The 20,324-nt window shown below is 61.6% G+C and carries 15 protein-coding genes and 1 pseudogene; 4 read left to right on the top strand and 12 right to left on the bottom strand.

Annotation, left to right across the window (positions count from 1 at the left end):
* Window positions 1–106: 106 nt before the first annotated feature.
* The 12 genes and pseudogenes from purD to AACY25_RS06170 form a co-directional block, all read right to left on the bottom strand.
* The gene (gene purD / locus AACY25_RS06225; RefSeq protein WP_339523173.1) at window positions 107–1,396 is read right to left on the bottom strand and encodes a phosphoribosylamine--glycine ligase; all 1,290 of its coding nucleotides are present in this window, start codon (window positions 1,394–1,396) and stop codon (window positions 107–109) included.
* Window positions 1,397–1,595: 199 nt separating this feature from the next.
* A complete protein-coding gene (gene purH / locus AACY25_RS06220) occupies window positions 1,596–3,203 on the bottom strand; it encodes a bifunctional phosphoribosylaminoimidazolecarboxamide formyltransferase/IMP cyclohydrolase (protein WP_339523172.1) in 1,608 nt (535 codons plus the stop codon).
* A 74-nt stretch (window positions 3,204–3,277) separates the two neighbouring features.
* Window positions 3,278–3,598, bottom strand: coding sequence for a DNA-binding transcriptional regulator Fis (fis, locus tag AACY25_RS06215; RefSeq protein WP_160013071.1), 321 nt, complete (start codon window positions 3,596–3,598; stop codon window positions 3,278–3,280).
* Window positions 3,595–4,593: a tRNA dihydrouridine synthase DusB gene (gene dusB, locus AACY25_RS06210; protein ID WP_339523171.1), complete on the bottom strand. Its 999-nt coding sequence runs from the start codon at window positions 4,591–4,593 to the stop codon at window positions 3,595–3,597. Before dusB ends, fis begins: the two co-directional genes overlap by 4 nt.
* 179 nt (window positions 4,594–4,772) lie before the next feature.
* Complete coding sequence (locus AACY25_RS06205; protein ID WP_339523170.1) at window positions 4,773–6,110, bottom strand: DUF3426 domain-containing protein; 1,338 nt, start codon at window positions 6,108–6,110, stop codon at window positions 4,773–4,775.
* Window positions 6,111–6,313: 203 nt separating this feature from the next.
* Entirely contained in the window at window positions 6,314–7,192 is an 879-nt protein-coding gene (gene prmA / locus AACY25_RS06200; RefSeq protein ID WP_339523169.1) for a 50S ribosomal protein L11 methyltransferase, read from the bottom strand.
* 144 nt (window positions 7,193–7,336) lie between these two features.
* Window positions 7,337–8,686 carry an acetyl-CoA carboxylase biotin carboxylase subunit gene (gene accC, locus AACY25_RS06195; RefSeq protein ID WP_339523167.1) on the bottom strand — a complete coding sequence of 450 codons (1,350 nt, stop codon included), beginning with the start codon at window positions 8,684–8,686 and terminating at the stop codon, window positions 7,337–7,339.
* Window positions 8,687–8,703: 17 nt separating this feature from the next.
* Window positions 8,704–9,162, bottom strand: a complete 459-nt coding sequence (accB, locus tag AACY25_RS06190) for an acetyl-CoA carboxylase biotin carboxyl carrier protein (protein WP_339523165.1) — start codon at window positions 9,160–9,162, stop codon at window positions 8,704–8,706.
* Window positions 9,163–9,184: 22 nt separating this feature from the next.
* Window positions 9,185–9,634, bottom strand: a complete 450-nt coding sequence (aroQ, locus tag AACY25_RS06185) for a type II 3-dehydroquinate dehydratase (RefSeq protein ID WP_160085619.1) — start codon at window positions 9,632–9,634, stop codon at window positions 9,185–9,187.
* Window positions 9,635–9,753: 119 nt separating this feature from the next.
* Window positions 9,754–11,520 (bottom strand): protein-disulfide reductase DsbD, encoded by a 1,767-nt coding sequence (locus AACY25_RS06180; protein WP_339523163.1) that lies wholly within the window; start codon window positions 11,518–11,520, stop codon window positions 9,754–9,756.
* Window positions 11,521–11,656: 136 nt separating this feature from the next.
* A pseudogene (locus tag AACY25_RS20930) lies at window positions 11,657–12,172 on the bottom strand (methyl-accepting chemotaxis protein); the annotation flags it as partial.
* A gap of 1,615 nt (window positions 12,173–13,787) precedes the next feature.
* Entirely contained in the window at window positions 13,788–15,407 is a 1,620-nt protein-coding gene (locus AACY25_RS06170; protein WP_339523161.1) for a PleD family two-component system response regulator, read from the bottom strand.
* A gap of 307 nt (window positions 15,408–15,714) precedes the next feature.
* On the opposite strand from AACY25_RS06170, the gene AACY25_RS06165 reads away from it, so the two are divergent.
* From AACY25_RS06165 to speA, 4 genes are all read left to right on the top strand, one after another.
* A complete protein-coding gene (locus AACY25_RS06165) occupies window positions 15,715–16,788 on the top strand; it encodes a DUF2333 family protein (protein ID WP_339523160.1) in 1,074 nt (357 codons plus the stop codon).
* A gap of 3 nt (window positions 16,789–16,791) precedes the next feature.
* Entirely contained in the window at window positions 16,792–17,328 is a 537-nt protein-coding gene (locus AACY25_RS06160) for an NUDIX hydrolase (protein ID WP_339523159.1), read from the top strand.
* A gap of 485 nt (window positions 17,329–17,813) precedes the next feature.
* On the top strand, window positions 17,814–18,185 hold the full coding sequence (locus AACY25_RS06155) for a translation initiation factor Sui1 (protein ID WP_339523158.1): 372 nt from the start codon (window positions 17,814–17,816) through the stop codon (window positions 18,183–18,185).
* Window positions 18,186–18,309: 124 nt separating this feature from the next.
* On the top strand, window positions 18,310–20,223 hold the full coding sequence (gene speA, locus AACY25_RS06150; protein WP_339523157.1) for an arginine decarboxylase: 1,914 nt from the start codon (window positions 18,310–18,312) through the stop codon (window positions 20,221–20,223).
* The last annotated feature ends 101 nt before the right edge of the window (window positions 20,224–20,324 follow it).

Below are 20,324 nucleotides of genomic sequence, written 5' to 3'. Positions count from 1 at the left end.
TCCCTTCAGAAATAAGTGGTCGGATTATAGCCAAGCTGTTCGCGAGGGAAATATGACAAAGGTGGCCAATTGGTCACCTTTGCCGGGTTTTACCCTCTATTTACCTTCACTTATCCCCGCGTTCGCGGGCAATGGCGCGGTAACCGATATCGTTGCGGTAAAAGCTACCGCTCCAGCTGATCTTTTCGGCCAGGCGATAGGCCTGTTGTTGGGCTTCCTCTACCGTACGACCAATGGCGGTGGCGCAGAGTACGCGCCCACCGGCGGTGACGATCTGACCGTCTTTCAGTGCCGTGCCGGCATGGAAGACTTTACCTTCCAATTGCGCAGCAGCATCCAGGCCTTCGATCACATCGCCCTTGGCGTAATCGGCCGGATATCCGCCGGCGGCAATCACCACGCCTACTGTCGGGCGCGGGTCCCAGGTGGCTTCAACCTTGTCCAGAGCCTTGGCCAATGCAGCTTCGACCAGCAGTACCAGGGAAGATTCCAGGCGGCACATGATCGGCTGGGTTTCTGGGTCGCCGAAGCGGCAGTTGAATTCGATGACCTTGGGCTTGCCGGCCTTGTCGATCATCAGCCCGGCGTAGAGGAAGCCGGTATAGACGTTGCCTTCGCTGGCCATGCCGCGCACTGTCGGGTAAATGACTTCGTCCATCACTCGTTGATGCACCTCGGCGGTGACCACCGGAGCCGGCGAGTAAGCACCCATGCCGCCGGTGTTCGGGCCGGTATCGGCATCGCCAACGCGCTTGTGGTCCTGGCTGGTGGCCATTGGCAGCACGTTCTCGCCGTCGACCATAACGATAAAGCTGGCTTCTTCGCCGTCGAGAAATTCTTCGATCACCACGCGCGAACCGGCCTCGCCAAAGGCGTTGCCAGCGAGCATATCGCGCACGGCGTCTTCGGCTTCTTGCAGGGTCATGGCGACGATTACGCCTTTACCGGCGGCCAGGCCGTCGGCCTTGATCACGATCGGCGCGCCGACCTTTTGCAGGTAGGCCAGTGCCGGCTCGACTTCGGTGAAGTTCTGGTAGTCGGCGGTAGGAATCGCGTGGCGGGCGAGGAAGTCCTTGGTAAAGGCCTTGGAACCTTCCAGCTGCGCAGCGGCGGCGGTAGGGCCGAAAATATCCAGCTTGCGCGCACGGAACAGATCTACCACGCCCGCCACCAGCGGTGCTTCTGGGCCGACGATGGTCAGCTGCACGTTCTTTTCAGCGAAGTCCGCCAGGGCGGCGATGTCTAGTACGTCGATGGCGACGTTTTCGCATTTGGCTTCGGTGGCGGTGCCGGCGTTGCCCGGGGCGACGAAGACCTTGTTGACGCGCTTGTCCTGCGCAACCTTCCAGGCCAGGGCGTGTTCACGACCGCCGCTGCCGATGATCAATACGTTCATGTTTCTCTCCCAATGGAGGTCGGCGTATGGCCGTTTGGTGGATAAGCGAAGCGTTATCCACCCTACAAATTTCGAGGTCGCGATCGGGCTGGTAGATGCAAGGCGTCTGGCCCTTCACCCAGCGGAGTTGCCTTCTGGCAATGAGCATGGGGGGGAGGGCCGGACAACGCCGCAGATGCCTGTCCGAGTGCGGCCGATTTTAGTGCCTAAAGTGACGCATACCGGTGAACACCATGGCGATGCCGGCTTCGTCAGCGGCGGCGATGACTTCCGCATCGCGCATCGAGCCACCTGGCTGGATCACCGCAGTGATGCCATTGGCCGCAGCGTTGTCCAGGCCGTCGCGGAATGGGAAGAAGGCGTCGGAGGCCATCACCGAGCCGGCGACCCGCAGGCCGGCGTGCTCGGCTTTGATAGCAGCAATACGCGCCGAGTTGACGCGGCTCATCTGGCCGGCGCCGACACCGATGGTCTGGCGGCCTTTGGCGTAGACGATGGCGTTGGATTTGACGAACTTGGCCACTTTCCAAGCGAAGATAAGGTCGTGCACTTCCTGCTCGCTTGGCGCGCGCTTAGTAACGATCTTCAGGTCTTCTGCCTTGATCATTCCGATATCGCGGCTCTGGACCAGCAGGCCGCCGTTGACGCGCTTGAAGTCCCAACCAGCGCTGCGCTCTGCTGGCCACTCGCCGCATTCCAGCAGGCGCACATTGGCTTTGGCGGCAACGATGGCGCGGGCTTCGGCGCTGATTTTCGGCGCGATAATTACTTCGACGAACTGACGCTCGACGATGGCCTGGGCGGTGGCACCGTCCAGCTCGCGGTTGAAGGCGATGATGCCGCCGAACGCCGACTCGGTGTCGGTGGCGTAGGCCAGTTCATAGGCCTGGCGAATGCCGCCTTCGCTGTCCAGGGCCACGGCTACGCCGCACGGGTTGGCGTGCTTGACGATCACGCAGGCGGGCTTGACGAAGCTCTTCACGCATTCCAGCGCGGCGTCGGTGTCGGCCACGTTGTTAAACGACAGCTCTTTGCCTTGCAGCTGGATGGCAGTGGCCACGCTGGCCTCACCTTTTTGCGCTTCCACGTAGAACGCCGCGCTCTGATGCGGGTTCTCGCCGTAGCGCATTTCCTGGGCCTTGATGAACTGGCTGTTGAAGGTGCGTGGGAAGGCACCGCGCTCTTCGGTGGACAGGCTGTCGCAGCTCTGGTCGATGGTGCCCAGGTAGTTGGCGATCATGCCGTCGTAGGCAGCGGTGTGCTCGAAGGCTTTCAGGGCCAGGTCGAAGCGCTGGGCGTAGCTCAGACCACCGGCTTTCAGCGATTCGACGATGCCGGCGTAGTCGCCAGCGTTGACCACGATGGCCACGTCTTTGTGGTTCTTCGCCGCTGAGCGGACCATGGTCGGGCCGCCGATATCGATGTTCTCGATGGCGTCGGCCAGGTCACAACCCGGCTTGGCCACGGTGGCGGCGAAGGGGTAGAGGTTGACCGCGACCAGGTCGATCGGCTTGATACCGTGCTCGTCCATCACTGCGCCGTCGATGGCGCGACGGCCAAGGATGCCGCCGTGGATCTTCGGGTGCAGGGTCTTGACGCGACCGTCCATCATTTCCGGGAAGCCGGTGTAGTCGGCCACTTCCACGGCGGCAATGCCGTTGTCCTTGAGCAGCTTGTAAGTGCCGCCGGTGGAGAGAATTTCCACATTCAGGGCGACGAGCTCGCGGGCAAACTCGAGGATGCCAGTCTTGTCGGAAACACTGATCAAGGCACGGCGAACGGGGAGGCGGGTGGTCTGGTCGGTCATTTCAGAGTCCATCAGAGCGGGGATATCAGCAAAAAAGGCGGCTCATGTGGGCCGCCCTTTTCGGGAGTTCGGGGTTACAGCAGGTCGTATTGCTTGAGCTTCTTGCGCAGGGTGCCGCGATTCAGGCCGAGTAGTTCGGAGGCCTTGGTCTGGTTGCCCTTGACGTAGTTCATCACGGTTTCCAGCAGTGGTGCTTCCACTTCGGTGAGCACCAGGTTGTACACGTCACTGACGTCTGCGCCCTCAAGATGGGCGAAATAATTGTGCAGGGCCTTCTCAACGCTGCCACGCAGGGTTTGCCCCTCTTCGCTTGGCGTATTGAGATGCTGCTTCAAACTGCTGTTGTCACTCACGGGAGCCATTCCACTCTCTAAGGTCTCAGTCAACATCGTCATGCGGCCACCCCTTCTCCATTGTTATGACGTTCGCTGAAGAACTCGCGAACGTTGGTGCACTGCGCGTCCGTACTGTCCAGACGATTGAATTGGGCGCGGAACTCCCTGGCGCCCGGCAAGGTTGCGAGATACCAACTGACATGCTTGCGGGCAATACGTACGCCCATTACATCGCCGTAGAAAGCGTGCAGTGCAGCCAAATGTTCAAGCAGAATGCGTTCCACTTCGAGCAGGCTAGGTGCCGGGAGCTGTTCACCGGTACGCAGGTAATGCTCGATCTCACGGAATATCCACGGCCGGCCCTGAGCCGCGCGACCGATCAGCAGGCCATCGGCGCCAGTGGCAGCCAATACCGCCTTGGCCTTCTGCGGCGAATCGATATCGCCATTGGCCAGCACCGGAATCGACACCGCCTGCTTGATCGCGGCGATGGTGTCGTACTCGGCTTCGCCCATATACAGGTCGGCGCGGGTGCGGCCATGCACGGCCAGCGCGACAATGCCGGCGTCTTCGGCGATCTTCGCCACGGCAATGCCGTTCTTGTTCTCACGGTCCCAGCCGGTGCGGATCTTCAGGGTCACCGGCACATCCACGGCGGCGACCACAGCCTGAAGAATCTCGCGAACTAAAACTTCGTCTTTCAACAGGGCGGAACCGGCGGCCTTGTTGCAGACCTTCTTGGCCGGGCAGCCCATATTGATGTCGATGATCTGCGCGCCCATTTCTACGTTGCGCCGCGCCGCTTCGGCGAGCATCTCGGGATCACCCCCAGCGATCTGTACCGAGCGTGGCTCGGGATCACCGCTGTGCATCATGCGCAGGCTCGACTTGCGGGTGTTCCATAGACGCACATCGCTGGTGACCATTTCCGACACCACCAGACCCGCACCCATACGCTTGCACAGCTGTCGAAACGGCTGGTCAGTGACACCCGCCATGGGGGCGAGGATCAGTGAGTTTGGCAATGTGTAGGGGCCGATGCGTAGCGCCGACATAGGGCTTCCCTGCTCAAGAGACCTGCTGTTGAACAAATAGGAGAGTGCGAAAAAGGGTGGGCATGATACCCGCTCTGGATGACCGGAGAAAGGCTGTTTTGAACAAATTCTGAACAGCTCTGGGCTTATCGCGAAGGGTTTGGTTGCGGCGGATTCTCAAGCAATCCGCTGCGTGCAGCCTATTCCGGCGAATGGAAGCTCAGGCTGTAGTTCACCGCCTGGGTACCTGGGTCGAGGATGTCCAGGGAGATATGAATAGGCGTCTGCGGCGGCATTTCTGAGTTGCCGGCCAGCTCTCCAGCAAGGTATTCGCTGGGCTTGAAACGACGGCTGGCGAGCAGCTGACCGTTGATGTCGGCAAAGCGCATTTCCAGCAGCGGGAAGGGCTGGGAGAACGCTGCGCGGTTGTAGAGGATGGCATCGACCACCAGTGCGCCGCTGAATTCCGGGTGGCTGCGCACCACCAGGTTGCTGCTCTTGACCTGGGTTATATCGACCTTGGATGGCAGCTGGCAGCCGACCGCCGGGCAGAGTTGCTCGAACCAGGGGCGGTACTGATCCTGGCGCGCCAGTTCATTGAAGTGATACATCACGTACTGCCCGGCAAGCGCGGTAGCACCCAGAAAATTCAGCAGCCCCCAGCCGATCCAGCGGCCCCAGGGCTTCTTCGGCTGTTGCCAGTCCAGTTGCAGTGGTTCGTCATCCAGCTCGAACAGGTGTTCGTCACGCAGTTCAGGCTCGCTGCGCGCGGCCTTTTTCGGCGCTGCTACGGCGGGCTCTTCATCTACTGGGCTGTCTGTCAGCGCGCTAAAGGGCTCGCGCTCGGCATGCAGCTCAATGTGCTCGATTTCCGGCTCGGGGTGGCGGCGGTCGATGCTGTTGAGGTCGAGCGACGGCTCGTCATCGGGCTCGTTGACTGGCTCGGGCGTTACCGGGGTTGGCGGCGTCGTCGGGCGTACTGGAGGCTTCAGCGGCTGAGGTTTGACACTCAGGCTGACGCTGGGCTTGCTCAGTTCATCCTGCAGCAGGGCTTCGGCCCAGCGCTCGTCGTGCGGGTCGTGCTCAATTGGTTCGGGCTGCAGAAAACTTTCGTTGTATTTCGGTGCGCTATCAATCGCCAGAAACTGCTTGGACAGCTGCTGTTCCTGGGCTTCGAGCTTGGCCAGCTCTTCATCCAGGTCGAGGCTGTCGAGATCCAAGTCGTCATGAATCCACAGCGTGTCGCTGGCTTTGTTGCTGGCCGGCGCGGCTGGTGTCGCAGGGCGCGCGCTGGGTACGGCTGGCTGCGGTAATGGTGGCGCGGACGGTTTGCTGGGTTGCGGCGCCGGCATTGGCGCAGCTGCTGGCGTTGCCGGGCCGGGCAGTTGCTGGCCCTGCTCGCGCAGCTGTTGTGCGGCATTGAACACATGCAGGCAGGCTCCGCAGCGCACGGCACCATGGGCGGCACCCAGCTGCGTGAGGTTCACGCGAAAGCTGGTGCGGCAATGGGGGCACTGGGTGACGAAGCTCTGGGTCATGCGGCGATCCGGCTAAACAAGGCGGCTAGTCTAACGCAAGTGCTTGGCAATGCAGCACTTAGCAGGTTGTTGAAAAAACGTAGGCGAGGCAGCCAGCGCAAGGCAAAAGCAGGCGAAAAAGCGGAGTTTACGAGTTGTAAATGAGCATTTTGAGCCTGTTTTTAACGCCGCGATGGCAACGCAGGTAGTTTTTCAGCAGCCTGTTAGCGGCGTACGCCGCTAATACGCACCCAGCCGTCTTTATCGGCGGTCGGGTCGAGAATAAAGGCCTCGTTATAGGCGGCGCGCACCTCTTCGGCCTGCTCGGCAAGGATGCCCGACAGTGCCAGGCGGCCACCTGTCTTGACCAGGCTGGTGATCTGCGGCGCCAGCGCCACCAGTGGACCAGCGAGGATATTGGCCACCACCACATCGGCCGGCTGTTGCGGCATATCGTTCGGCAGGTAGAGCGGGAAGCGCGCCGGGTCAATGTTGTTGCGTCCGGCATTGTCGCGCGAGGCTTCGATGGCCTGGATATCGATATCGGTGCCGACTGCTTGCGGCGCGCCGAGCAGCAAGGCGGCAATCGCCAGGATGCCCGAGCCGCAACCGAAGTCGATCACGCTGCAATCCTGCAGGTTCTGGCCGTCCAGCCATTCCAGGCACAGTGCGGTGGTCGGGTGGGTGCCGGTGCCGAAGGCCAGGCCCGGATCGAGCAGCAGATTGACTGCGTCCGGCTCCGGTGCGGCGTGCCAGCTCGGCACGATCCACAGGCGCTGACCGAAGCGCATTGGCTGGAAGCCATCCATCCAGCTGCGTTCCCAGTCCTGATCCTCTATTACCTCGGCATGGTGCTCGGGCAATTCGGCGCCAGTCAGCAGTTGCAGGTGGGCAAATACCGCGCTCGCGTCGGTATCGGCTTCAAATAAGGCGAGCAGGTGCGTGTGCGACCACAGCGGCGTGGTGCCCAGGTCCGGTTCGAAAATCGGCTGATCTTCGGCGTCCATAAAGGTCACCGACACGGCGCCGACTTCCAGCAGCGCGTCTTCGTAGGTTTCCGCCTGCTCCGGGGTGATGGCGAGACGGACTTGTAACCAGGGCATTGGTAAACCTCATGAACCTTGTGGCGGGATGGCGCAAATTGGCGCGCAGCTTACTTGAAGCGGTGGGGCGGCTGCCAGCATAGGCAGGGCGGAAACGACAAGGGCTGCCGAATGGCAGCCCTTGTCTGTGCGCTACGCCGAAGCTTAGTGCTTATCCATGCCTAGCTTTTTCTCTAGGTAATGGATATTCACGCCGCCTTTGCAGAAGCCTTTGTCGCGGACCAGATCGCGGTGCAGGGGCACGTTGGTCTTGATGCCGTCGACCACGATCTCGTCCAGGGCGTTACGCATGCGGGCCATGGCCTCATCGCGGGTGGCGCCGTAGGTGATGATCTTGCCGATCAGTGAGTCGTAGTGCGGTGGCACGGTGTAGCCGCTGTAGAGGTGCGAATCCACCCGTACACCGTTACCGCCCGGGGCGTGGAAGTGTTTGACCTTGCCGGGGCAGGGCATGAAGTTGTCCGGGTCTTCGGCGTTGATTCGGCATTCCAGCGAATGACCGCGAATCACCACGTCACTCTGCTTGAACGACAGCGTGTTGCCGGCGGCGATGCTGAGCATCTCCTTGACGATGTCGATGCCGGTAACCATCTCCGAAACCGGATGCTCAACCTGAACGCGGGTGTTCATCTCGATAAAGTAAAAGTTGCCGTCTTCGTAAAGGAATTCGAAGGTGCCAGCGCCGCGGTAGCCGATCTCGATGCACGCATCGACGCAGCGTTGCAGCACTTCAGCGCGGGCTTTTTCATCAATGCCCGGCGCCGGCGCTTCTTCCAGTACCTTCTGGTGGCGGCGCTGCAGCGAGCAGTCACGGTCGCCCAGGTGGATGGCGTTGCCCTGGCCGTCGGAGAGCACTTGAACTTCCACGTGACGTGGGTTGCCGAGGAACTTCTCCAGATAGACCATCGGGTTGCCGAATACCGAGCCCGCTTCGCTGCGGGTCAGCTTGGCCGACTTGATCAGGTCTTCTTCCTTGTACACCACGCGCATGCCGCGACCACCGCCGCCGCCAGCAGCCTTGATGATCACTGGATAACCGACTTCGCGAGCAATCGCCAGGGCGATTTCTTCGTCTTCCGGCAGAGGGCCATCGGAGCCAGGCACGACTGGTACACCGGCGCGCTTCATGGCGTCCTTGGCTGAAACCTTGTCGCCCATCAGGCGGATGGTCTCGGCTTTAGGGCCGATAAAGGCGAAACCGGAGTTTTCCACCTGTTCGGCGAAGTCAGCATTTTCCGCCAGGAAGCCGTAGCCGGGGTGAATGGCGGTGGCGCCGGTGACTTCTGCGGCAGCGATAATCGCTGGAATCTGCAGATAAGACAGCGCGCCAGAAGCCGGGCCGATGCACACCGACTCGTCGGCCAGACCAAGGTGCATCAATTCGCGGTCGGCGGTGGAGTGCACCGCGACGGTCTTGATGCCCAGCTCTTTACAGGCGCGCAAGACGCGCAGGGCGATCTCGCCGCGGTTGGCGATCAGAACTTTTTCCAACATCGCTGGCTCTCCGTGGATCAAACGATGGTGAACAGAGGCTGGTCGTATTCCACCGGCTGACCGTTCTCGCCCAGGATGGATTCGATCACGCCGCTAGTTTCAGCCTCGATGTGGTTCATCATTTTCATCGCTTCAACGATGCAGAGGATGTCGCCTTTCTTCACGCTCGAACCGACTTCGACGAAGTTCGCCGAGGTTGGGCCGGAGGCGCGATAGAAGGTGCCGACCATCGGCGAACGCACCACGGTGCCGTTCAGTTTGGCGGCAGCCGGGGCCGCAGCTTCGGCAGCAGCAGGGGCTGTAGCAGGTGCTGCAGCAGGCGCAGGTGCCTGGGCGTACATCGGCTGTTGCATAAAGGCCGGCTGCTTGCTGTGACGGCTGATCCGCACGGATTCTTCGCCTTCGCGAATCTCCAGCTCGTCGATACCGGATTCTTCCAGCAGCTCGATCAGTTTTTTGACTTTACGAATATCCATAGTGGTTTAACTCCCGGTGAGGTCAGGGGCGCTTAAGTTCAAGTTGTTCGAGTGCAGCCTCCAGGGCCAGTCGGTAACCGCTGGCGCCAAGGCCGCAGATCACTCCCACCGCAACATCTGAAAAGTAGGAGTGATGGCGGAAAGCTTCGCGTTTGTGCACGTTGGACAAATGCACTTCGATGAATGGGATGCTCACTGCCAGCAATGCGTCACGTAATGCGACGCTGGTGTGAGTAAAAGCGGCAGGATTGATCAGGATAAAGTCGACACCTTCGCCTTTTGCGGCGTGAATACGGTCAATTAGCTCGTACTCGGCATTGCTCTGCAGGTACAGCAGATGGTGGCCTGCCTCGCGCGCGCGGCGCTCCAGGTCGAGGTTGATCTGCTCCAGGGTGACGGCGCCGTAAACCCCTGGCTCGCGGGTTCCGAGCAGGTTGAGGTTGGGGCCGTGCAGTACCAGTAGGGTCGCCATGGGGTGCTTCCTCGTTTTTCTACTGCGCAGGACTATGCCGCGACAGCGCAGGACTGTCCAGTTCTCAGCAATAGTCGACACGATGACCGCAGATTGCGGCAGATATATGACTCGGGGCGTTAAAAACGTTCCCGTGCCGTGCTCAGGCGGGCAGCAAAGGTCGCCGCATCCACCTCACCTACGACACGCAGATCCAGCCATTCGTCACCCTTGGCGTCGAACAGCAGAATCGCCGGCGGGCCGAACAGCTGGTAGCGATCGAGCAGGGCGCGTTGCGCAGGGTTGCTTTCGGTGATGTCGAAACGCACCAGCTGATAGTCGCCCAGCTGGCGGCCGACTTCCGGGGCGCTGAGCACTTCACGCTCAATCACCTTGCAGCTGATGCACCAGTCGGCATACCAGTCGAGCAGCAGCGGCTTGCTGTTGTTCTTTGCGGCGAGCAGGGTGGCGTCCAGCTCGGCGGGGGTACTGATGGTTAGCCACTGGCCGGACTGCATCTGGGTGGCTTCCGCGCTGCTGACCATCCGCCCGAGTGGTCGTAGCGGGTCATCCTGGCCTTGCAGCGCGCCGACCCAGGCTACCAGCGCGTAGACCAGCAATGGCAGGCCGATTAGTTGCGCGAGCTTCTGGTGATGGGTTTTCAGCGTCAGTTCCAGCACCCCGAGCCACAGTGCGATACCTGCGGCGAGCAAACCCCATAACGCCAAGCTAACCGGGCCGGGTACCACGCGCTCGAGCAGCCAGATAGCCACGGCCATCAGCAATGCGCCGAACAGGTTGCGCACCGTAAGCATCCACGGGCCGGATTTCGGCAGCAAGGCGCCGCCACCGACGGCGAACAGTACCAGTGGTGCGCCCATGCCGAGGCCCAGGGCCAGCAGCTTGAGACCGCCACCGAGGGCATCGCCGCTGGCGCTGATATACAGCAGCGCGCCGGCCAGGGGCGCGGAGACGCAGGGTGATACCAGTACGCTGGACAGCACGCCGAGGGCCGCTGCGCTGAAAATCGTGCCGCCGTGCAGGCGTTGGCTCAGGCGCTGCAGCCGGCCGTCGATGGCGGCTGGCAGGCGCAGTTCAAGAAAGCCCAGGCTGGCCGCGCCGAACAGGGCGAAGAAGATGGCAAAGGGCACCAGTACCCAGGGCGACTGCAGGCGTGCCTGCAGATTCAGTTCTGCACCGAACAGCCCCATTAGCGCGCCGAGGATGGCAAAGCTCAGGGCCATCGGCAGTACATAGGCCAGCGATAACACCAGGCTGCGCATACCGCCCGGCTGGCCGCGCAGCACCACGCCGGTGAGGATCGGCAGCATCGGCAGTACGCACGGGGTGAAGGTCAGCGCCAGGCCGCCGAGAAAGAACAGTGCCAGATCGGTCCAGCTCCACGGTGTTGCAGCATCGGATACAGCGCTGCTGGAAGCTGCACCGCCGCCAATGGCCAGCACTTCGGTTTCCGGCGGGTAGCACAGGCCTTTGTCGGCGCAGCCCTGGTAGTTGACGCTGAGGTTGAAGGGGCGATTGTCCGGGTTGTCGACCGGCACCTCGACATCCAGCACCTCGTAGTACACCTCGACATCGCCGAAGTACTCGTCATGTTTGGCTTGTCCGGCCGGCAACACGGCCTGGCCCAGACGTATGTCGGCTGGCTCGCTGCTGAAACTGAAGCGGTGTCGATACAGGTAATAACCTTCGGCAGCGACAAAACGCAATTTCACCGACTCACTGGAGCTGCTGATCAGGCTCAGCTTGAATGCCTCGCGTACCGGCAGGAAGTCCGCGCTGTTGTTCAGTGGTGCGCCCAGTGGCGCAGGGGCAGGCGGCTTGTCGAACAGACCAGCGCTGGCCGGCAGTACGACCAGAAGCAAAAGTAGGCTGAGTAAACGGTGCATGGCAGGCTCGTGATGCGGGAATCGCCGCATCATAGCGGAGGCGGGCGGCTCAGGGCACGGCTCAGGCTGTAAGCGGTCTTGTCCGCAGGCTGAAGGGCGCGCGACAGATTGCCGCGCCAGCAGCCGTTAACCGTCTTTAAACCCTGAACGCCTGTACGGCGATATGCAGTTGGCCGCCGAGTTGTAGCAGCTGCTCGCCCTGCTGGCGCCCCTCGCCGATGCGTTGCAGGTTGTCGCCGCCAAGTTGATGGATGCGCTCGCTGTGCCCACGAATCTCGCTGACCGCGCCGCTCTGCTGCGCTGTGGCATCGGCGATGCGTTCGGCCATGCTGGCGATGGTGCGGATCGCCGCGACGATTTCATCCAGCGCGCCATCGGCGGCTTCGGCCTGGCTGGCAGTGGCTTCTGCATGTTCCACCTGAGTACGCATGGCCTGTACCGATTGCAGTGCGGCCTGTTGCAGGCGGCCGATCAGCTCCTGAATCTGCGCCGTCGCACCGCTGGTGCGTTGCGATAGCGAGCGCACTTCATCGGCGACCACGGCAAAGCCGCGGCCCAGCTCGCCGGCCCGCGCCGCTTCGATGGCGGCATTCAGGGCGAGCAGATTGGTTTGCTCGGCGATGCTGCGAATCACCGTCAGCACATTGCCGATGGTCGCGGTTTCTTCAGCCAGACGCTCGATGGCTTGGGCGTTGCCCTGTACTTCATCGACCAGCGAATGCAGGCCGGTAAGGCTGTGGCCAATCACCTGCTGGCCCTGTTCCAGGGCGCGGTTGGCGTCGCGGCTGGCATCGGCGGCCTGGCTGGCATCGCCGGCCACCTGCTGGATGGTGGCCTGCAACTCGCCGAGGGCATCGCGGATCTGCGCGGTGTCGCCGGCCTGGCGTTCGGCGCCGCTGTGCAGGCCGCCGCTGAGGTTGGCCAGGGTGCGGCTGGAGCCAGCCACCTGTTCGGCGTGCCGGCGAATGGTGCCGACCAGGTCGACCAGATAGGCACGCAAGCGATTTAGCGACTCTTCAATGTCGCGCAGCTCGCGGGTGCGTGAATTGAGATGGATATCATCGGCGAAGTCGCCGGCGGCCCAGGCTGACAGGGCTGGAACCAGGCGTTCAAGCACGCGGGTCAGGCGCCGCTGGAGGGTGTCGATGATCAGCGCGATGAACAGAATCAGGCCGATCATTAGGCCGAGGATCAGTTGCACCTCGCCCTGAATGCGTCCGTGCTCGGCCCGTACCAGAGGTTCCAGTGCGGCCAGTGCCTGCTGCACCTGGTCGATCTGCGTGCGCGTGCTGTTGGCCAGGGCTGCGCGTTGTTCGATCAGGTCGCGGGTGCGCTGCAGCTCGGCCGGGTATCGGTTGATCAGGTTGGCCAGGTCGCGTTTGAGGGTAATGCCACGGTCCTCGGCCTGGCTGCTCTCGCTGCTGGTGTCCAGGCCCAGCATGTCAGCAAACGAATCGCTGGACGACTGGCTGGCATCGGCCACGCCGAGCAGCGCCAGGTCACTGAGGGTTTGCGCCTGTTTGCCCAGGGCTGCCAGTTCGCGTTCGACTTCGCTGGCCAACTCGCTGCGGCCGCTGCGCACCAGCTTGTCGCGGGCATGCGCCAGGCGAGTGAGGTGGCGTGCTGCGCTAAAAAGCGGCCTACGGTAATTGGCGGCGGCATTGGCTTCGCCGCTGTTGGCGTACTGCGCGAGTTGTTCAAGTGCGGCGTCCATTTCCCGCTCGGCTTGTAGCAGTAAGCCTTGCGGGTCGGCGGAGAGTTTGCCGGCAGCCAGCAGCTCGTTGGCACTAAAGGCTTTGAGTTCGGCAAGGCTGGGACGTAGGTTGGCGGCCAGTTCTGCGGGCAGTTCAGTCATGGCCTGTTCGAGGCTGTCCAGCGATTTCAGGGCAGCGCTGTGGCGCAGGGCGTCGCCACTTTCCAGGTAGGCGCTGATGTTCTGCGCGGCTTCACCTTGAAATTGCTGGGACAGGCTTAGGTAGCGCGCCATCAGCAGATACGGGCGCTCCAGGGCGCGCTGCGACCACCAGAGGGTGACGGCCAGGGCCACGCAAACGGTGACCAGCAGCAGAGTATTGAGGTTAGTAAGGGATTTAAGGCGCATAGGGCTCGACCGACAACGAACGGTTCCGGCCGCCGACGGATGCGTCAGGGCGGCTGCTAAGCCTCAGAATTTATTGCTTTTTCGTGACCGTAATGTGACAGCGCCGACTGCGTCACAGTTTTCTGCAGGGGTGGTTGGTACCTGCGCAGTTGCTTCGGGGCGAGTCTCAGTCGCCCTGATAGATTGCCACCTGGTTGCGCCCGCCGTGCTTGGCTACATACAGCGCTTCGTCGGCCTGTTGCGAGAGCAGTTTGCCGTCCAGTTGCGGTGCCAGCTGGGCGATACCGCAGCTGAAGGTGCAGGACAGGTCATGCGGCTGCGCCGAATACTGGATTTCCGCGAAGCGCTGGCGGATTTCGTCGAGCACTCGGCGAGCGGATTCGGCGTCGGTGTCGGGCATCACCACGGCGAACTCTTCGCCGCCGTAACGGCCGATATGGTCGCTCTTGCGCAGGCGTTGCTTGAGAAACAGCGCCAGGCTCTTGATCACCCGGTCGCCCATGGGATGGCCGTAGGTGTCGTTGACCTTCTTGAAGAAGTCGATATCGATCATCGCAAAGCTCAGCGGCTGGCCGTCGCGTTCGGCACGGAAGCGCGCATCTTCGAGCAGTTGCAGGGTATGGGTGTGGTTGTACAGGCCAGTCAGGCTGTCACGCACCATGCGCGCCTTGAGGCTGCGCGCGCGGGCTGCTCGGTTGCGTACGGTGGCGATCAGGTGGCGTGGCTTGATCGGCTTGGTGAGGAAGTCGTCGCCGCCTTCGCTCATCGCATCGAGCTGCTTGTCGAGGTCGTCTTCGGCGGACAGGTAGATGATCGGCACGCTGACGTAACGGTCGTTGTGGCGAATCACCTGGGCCAGCTCCGGGCCGTTGCACTCGGGCATATACATGTCGAGGATGATCAGGTCTGGCTGAAAATCGGCAAGATGGCTCATGGCCTGGATCGGCTCGATCAGGGTGCGGGTGACGATGCCGGCGCTGTTGAGGACGCGCTCGGTGTGCGTCGCCTGAGCCCGCGAGTCATCGATGATCAGTACCTTGTAGGGTTCGTACTGGGCGACGTTGGTCAGCACCTCGATGCGCTCGAAAAGGTTCGAGGCATCCAGGCTGCCGGTGAAGAACTCCTGTCCGCCGGCGCGCACAGCGGACAGGCGGGTCATGGTGTCGGTATCTTCCGGGCTGAAGAACAGTAGCGGAATTGGGTGTTCCAGACCTTCCTGCACGCTTTTTGCCAGCAGCAGGCCGCAACCGGGGCCGGAGAAGTCGACTTCCATCAGAATCGCCGCTGGGTGGCGCTCGCGCATGGCGTTGCGAAAGGCATTGGCGCTATCCAGCGCAATGGCATTCATGCCGAAGAACTCCAGGCGCTGCACCAATTGCTCGGCGCGTTCCAAGTGCTGCAGGGCCAGGTATACCGGCTTGCGCAGCGGTGGCAGCACAGTTTGCTCGAAACGGTCGCCGTGGCGCAGGCCGGTGCGTGAAAGGCGCTGCAGCAGCTCGTTGAGTTGACTGATCAGCTGACTGTTGAGCCGGCCACGGTTGTCGGCCACCAACTGCAGGCAGTTATCGATTTCCTGGGCAAGTTGGCTGTGCTCGGCCTGATCGAAACGTTCGGCATAGCGCTGCAATAGCTGCGTCGCCTCGCTCAGCTCGCGCATCCCCGGCTCGCTCCACTCACTTCGCTGCAGGCGCTGCCAGACTTCCAGCACCTGGCGCGCCTGGTTGATCACGCGCTGGGCGAAGTGCTGCTTGAGGCGGTCGCGGCTGGGGTCTTCTTGCTCGATCATGGCCCGGTTTCGGTAAGTGCAGCGCACAGCTGCAGGTGATGGCTTAGTGCTAGCAATGCTAACACCCGTTTGATTTTTTACGAGTGCCGTCGATCTATTGGCGTCGGCCTTCTGTCTATGACATCACAGATACGTAATCGGCTTCACCGTCGGTAAGTTTGTCCTTCGCCGCTGCGCAGCCGGCCATGCTTCCCTTATAGTGCAAGGCAGTTGCGCAACCCTGCTTGAGGGTTGTGGTCGAATGAGCAGCCACCGGTTTGTACAGTCCGGTCGCCGCTTGCTACTTGGGTAACAAAAGGACATTGCCATGCTGGATTGGAAGAATCGAACTGCCGGAGCGCATGCTGACGCGGCAGGCGCCGCTAACACTTCACCAAGCAAATCCACCGCAAACCTGACTACGCGTCTGATCGTTGGCCTCGTGGGGCTCTACCTGATTGTCGCCTTGGTGGTGGGGTGGTACTGGAGTCAGGAGCCGGCGCAATTCTCCGTGCAGCAGCGCGCCGAGGCGGCTTCCCAGGCCCGCGGGCACAAGCTGGTGAATGGTTACACCACCGCCGAAACCCTCAAGCAGGTGGCCAACACCTTGCTCGACAAGCCGGGCGGTTACCTGTCCAACGACCTCGCGCCACCGGGCTTGTGGCTCGACAATATGCCGAGCTGGGAGTTTGGTGTGCTGGTACAGGTGCGTGACATGTCGCGGGCTCTGCGCAAGGATTTTACCCGTTCGCAGTCACAGTCCACCGAAGACCCGGATCTGGCCAAGGCCGAGCCGCGTTTCCATTTTGATAACAAAAGCTGGGCGCTGCCCGCTTCCGAGGCCGAATATGCCGAAGGCATCAAGTCGCTGGACCGCTACCTGGCGCGTCTGTCGGACTCGAGCCAGCCTAACGCGCAGTTCTACACCCGCGCCGATAACCTCAACAACTGGCTGGGCGATGCCGCCACGCGTCTGGGTTCGCTGTCTCAGCGCCTGTCGGCCAGTGTTGGGCGGGTACGCTTGAATACCAACGAGGTCGATCCAGTGCTGGCTGAGGGTATGGTGCAGGCCGATTTTGTCGAAGGGGTGGACTACGAAACACCTTGGCTGCAGATCGACAACGTGTTCTACGAGGCTCGTGGTCAGGCATGGGCGCTGGCGCACCTGCTGCGCGCCATCGAGGTGGATTTCGCCGATGTGTTGGCGAAGAAGAACGCCACCGTCAGCGTGCGGCAGATCATCCGTGAGCTGGAGGCCGCGCAGGAAACCCTGTGGAGCCCGATGATCCTCAACGGCAGCGGTTATGGCCTGCTGGCTAACCACTCGCTGGTGATGGCCAATTACATCTCGCGCGCCAATGCCGGACTGATCGACCTGCGCCAACTGCTGTCGCAGGGCTAAGCGATGGCTTGGTCCGAAGCCGAGGTGGCGCACCGCGCCGCCTCCGATGCCGAGCGCATCGCCTGGGTCGACGAAGACGATCGTCCGCTCGGTGGTGTGTTACGCAGTGAGCTGCGTGCGCGGCATCTGCTCGGACGTGGCACCTATATCCTGCTGTTCAATAGCGCCGGCCTACTCTGCGTCCATCGCCGCACCCTGAGTAAGGCGCTGTATCCCGGTTACTGGGACGTGGCGGCCGGCGGCATGGTGCTCGAAGGCGAAAGCTACGCCGAATCTGCCGCACGTGAGCTGGCTGAAGAGCTGGGGATCGAGGATGCGCCGCTGGTTGAGCATGCGCATTTTCTCTACGATGCCCCGGAAAGCCGCCTGTGGTGCATGGCCTATTCGGCGGTGTCCGATGCGCCGTTGCGTTTGCAGCCGGAGGAAGTGCTGGAGGCGCGCTTTATCTCCATTGACGAAGCTTTGGACGAGACTCAGCACCTGCCGTATTGCCCTGATTCGTTGGCCGCCCTGCAGCGTTATCTGGCGGCTATTGCGTAGGATGGGTTAGCCGTAGGCGTAACCCATCGCCTTGGCAGCATGGATATCGCTCGCCAACCCATATCCGGCCGTCACCGTCAGGCCCGCTAAAGCCGCGTGATTTATGGCTTTGTGCAGGATATCTGGACGTTTTGTTCGGCATCCCGCACAGCGTCGCCAATCCACCGATTAATGGCGCATTTTTACACTTAGCAGCTGCGGTTTTTGCCGTTACACTGCGCCGCCTTCAAGCCCTGGCCGTGTATCGCCAGGGTGCGCTGCCCCTGCATGAGTGGGGCTTCGCGGTCGACACCTAGAACCGTCTCTGATTTGCTGCGCTTCGGCGATACTGCGTTAAAAACAGCCTCGGAATGCTCATTTACATCCCGTAAACTCCGCTTCCTCAGCTGTTTTTGCCTTGTCTCGCTCTAGCTCGCGAGATCCGAAACAGGTTCTTAGCTGCACTGTCGACCAGTCGCTATCCTGACCCCTTCGAGGACAAACCGGTGGTCAAGAAAGCTTCCTCATTTGCCGCGCTCAGCGGCCTGGTGTATTCCACCGACAGCGGCCGGCATTGCCCGGACTGCAGTCAGCCGGTGGACGCCTGCATCTGTAAACAGACCCTGATTCCCGAGGGTGATGGCATCGCCCGCGTGCGCCGCGAAACCAAAGGGCGCGGCGGTAAGACGGTGACCGCCATCAGTGGTGTGCCATTGGCCGAAGAACCGCTGAAGGACCTCGTCAGCGCCTTGAAGAAACGCTGCGGTTGCGGCGGTTCGCTCAAGGATGGGGTGATCGAGATTCAGGGTGATCACGTCGAACTGCTGATCGCCGAGCTGATCAAGCACGGCTTTAAAGCCAAGAAATCCGGCGGCTAAGCCAGTCTTTCCTAAACTTCCTCAGCTGGACCTTGGTCACAGCTGAGCAATCGTCATTTCCAGACTTTAATCTGTACGCGTCTTGGCTGTGCCAAGGCCACTATCGCCAGCAAGGGAGACTTCGATGTCTGCACGACGCACACGCAAAGATGACGGCAGCCAGTGGACCGTAGCGGACAGCCGCAGCGTTTACGGTATTCGCCATTGGGGCGCGGGTTACTTCGCGATCAATGACCAGGGCCGTGTCGAGGTGCGCCCGAATGGCCCGCAAAGTACGCCGATCGACCTCTATGAGCAGATCGACGAACTGCGTTCCAGTGGTCTTTCGCTGCCGCTATTGGTGCGCTTTCCGGACATCCTGCAAGACCGCGTACGTCAGCTGACTGGGGCCTTCGACGCCAATATCGCGCGTCTGGAATACCAGAGCCCGTATACCGCGCTGTACCCGATCAAGGTCAACCAGCAGGAAGCGGTGGTGGAAAACATCATCGCTACGCAGAACGTTTCCATTGGCCTGGAAGCCGGCTCCAAGCCGGAGCTGATGGCCGTGCTGGCGCTGGCGCCGAAGGGCGGCACCATCGTCTGCAACGGTTATAAAGACCGCGAATTTATCAAGCTGGCCCTGATGGGGCAGAAGCTCGGTCACAACGTGTTTATCGTGATCGAGAAAGAATCCGAAGTGCAGCTGGTGATCGACGAAGCAGCCGAACTCAAAGTCGCGCCGCAGATCGGTCTGCGCGTGCGTCTATCCTCGCTGGCCTCGAGCAAGTGGGCTGACACCGGCGGCGAGAAGTCCAAGTTCGGCCTGTCGGCGGCGCAGCTGCTGTCGGTGGTCGAGCGTTTCCGCGCGGCCAAGCTGGATCAGGGCATCCGCCTGCTGCACTTCCATATGGGTTCGCAGATCGCCAACCTGTCCGACTACCAGCACGGCTTCAAGGAAGCCATCCGCTATTACGGCGAGCTGCGCGGGCTGGGCCTGCCGGTAGACCATATCGACGTCGGCGGCGGCCTGGGTGTGGATTACGACGGTACCCACTCGCGCAACGCCAGTTCGATCAACTACGACATGGACGACTACGCCGGTGTCGTAGTCGGCATGCTCAAGGAATTCTGCGACGCGCAAGAGTTGCCGCATCCGCACATCTTCTCCGAGAGCGGCCGCTCGCTGACCGCGCACCACGCCATGCTGGTGGTGCAGGTCACCGACGTGGAAAAGCACAACGACGAGATCCCCAAGATCGAAGACGTCACCAGCCTGCCGGAAACCGTGCGTTACCTGGTCGAGCTGCTCGGCCCAACCGATATCGAGATGGTCACCGAGACCTACTGGCGCGCCACCCACTATATGAGCGACGTGGCCACTCAGTACGCCGACGGCAAACTCAGCCTGACCGAGAAGGCCCTGGCCGAGCAGTGCTACTTCGCCGTGTGCCGTCGCCTGCATAACTCGCTGAAGGCGCGTCAGCGTTCGCACCGTCAGGTGCTGGATGAGCTGAACGACAAGCTCGCCGACAAGTACATCTGCAACTTCTCGGTATTCCAAAGCCTGCCGGACACCTGGGCCATCGGCCAGGTGCTGCCGATTCTGCCGCTCAACCGCCTCGACGAAGAGCCGCTGCGCCGCGCCGTGCTGCAGGATTTGACCTGCGATTCCGACGGCAAGATCCGCCAGTACGTCGACGAGCAGAGCATCGAAACCAGCCTGCCGGTGCACGAAGTGCGCGAGGGTGAGGACTACCTGCTGGGGATCTTCCTGGTCGGCGCCTACCAGGAAATTCTCGGTGATATGCACAACCTGTTCGGCGACACCGACTCGGTGAACATCTACCAGAACGCCGATGGCAGCGTGTACCACGCCGGTATCGAGACCCACGACACCATCGAGGACATGCTGCGCTACGTGCACCTGTCCCCGGAGGAGTTGATGACGCACTACCGCGACAAGGTCGCCAGCGCCAAGATCAGCCCGCGCGAACGCACCCAGTTCCTCGATGCGCTGCGTTTGGGGTTGACCCGTTCGTCTTACCTATCCTCATAAACTCGCACTGAATGCAAAAGGCCCCGCACTGCGGGGCATTTTGCTGTCTGCCGAGGTCATGAGGAGCCTGATGGTGGATGACGCTCTTTTCATCCACCATC

The organism is Pseudomonas sp. EA_35y_Pfl2_R111 (assembly GCF_963970955.1).
Classification (GTDB): domain Bacteria; phylum Pseudomonadota; class Gammaproteobacteria; order Pseudomonadales; family Pseudomonadaceae; genus Aquipseudomonas.
This window is presented reverse-complemented; position numbering and strand designations above follow the sequence as displayed.

Excerpts from the sequence above, each read along its gene's own strand:
- purD (WP_339523173.1), bottom strand. The coding sequence starts at position 1,396 with ATGAACGTATTGATCATCGGCAGCGGCGGTCGTGAACACGCCCTGGCC.
- purH (WP_339523172.1), bottom strand. The coding sequence starts at position 3,203 with ATGACCGACCAGACCACCCGCCTCCCCGTTCGCCGTGCCTTGATCAGT.
- fis (WP_160013071.1), bottom strand. The coding sequence starts at position 3,598 with ATGACGATGTTGACTGAGACCTTAGAGAGTGGAATGGCTCCCGTGAGT.
- dusB (WP_339523171.1), bottom strand. The coding sequence starts at position 4,593 with ATGTCGGCGCTACGCATCGGCCCCTACACATTGCCAAACTCACTGATC.
- AACY25_RS06205 (WP_339523170.1), bottom strand. The coding sequence starts at position 6,110 with ATGACCCAGAGCTTCGTCACCCAGTGCCCCCATTGCCGCACCAGCTTT.
- prmA (WP_339523169.1), bottom strand. The coding sequence starts at position 7,192 with ATGCCCTGGTTACAAGTCCGTCTCGCCATCACCCCGGAGCAGGCGGAA.
- accC (WP_339523167.1), bottom strand. The coding sequence starts at position 8,686 with ATGTTGGAAAAAGTTCTGATCGCCAACCGCGGCGAGATCGCCCTGCGC.
- accB (WP_339523165.1), bottom strand. The coding sequence starts at position 9,162 with ATGGATATTCGTAAAGTCAAAAAACTGATCGAGCTGCTGGAAGAATCC.
- aroQ (WP_160085619.1), bottom strand. The coding sequence starts at position 9,634 with ATGGCGACCCTACTGGTACTGCACGGCCCCAACCTCAACCTGCTCGGA.
- AACY25_RS06180 (WP_339523163.1), bottom strand. The coding sequence starts at position 11,520 with ATGCACCGTTTACTCAGCCTACTTTTGCTTCTGGTCGTACTGCCGGCC.
- AACY25_RS06170 (WP_339523161.1), bottom strand. The coding sequence starts at position 15,407 with ATGATCGAGCAAGAAGACCCCAGCCGCGACCGCCTCAAGCAGCACTTC.
- AACY25_RS06165 (WP_339523160.1), top strand. The coding sequence starts at position 15,715 with ATGCTGGATTGGAAGAATCGAACTGCCGGAGCGCATGCTGACGCGGCA.
- AACY25_RS06160 (WP_339523159.1), top strand. The coding sequence starts at position 16,792 with ATGGCTTGGTCCGAAGCCGAGGTGGCGCACCGCGCCGCCTCCGATGCC.
- speA (WP_339523157.1), top strand. The coding sequence starts at position 18,310 with ATGTCTGCACGACGCACACGCAAAGATGACGGCAGCCAGTGGACCGTA.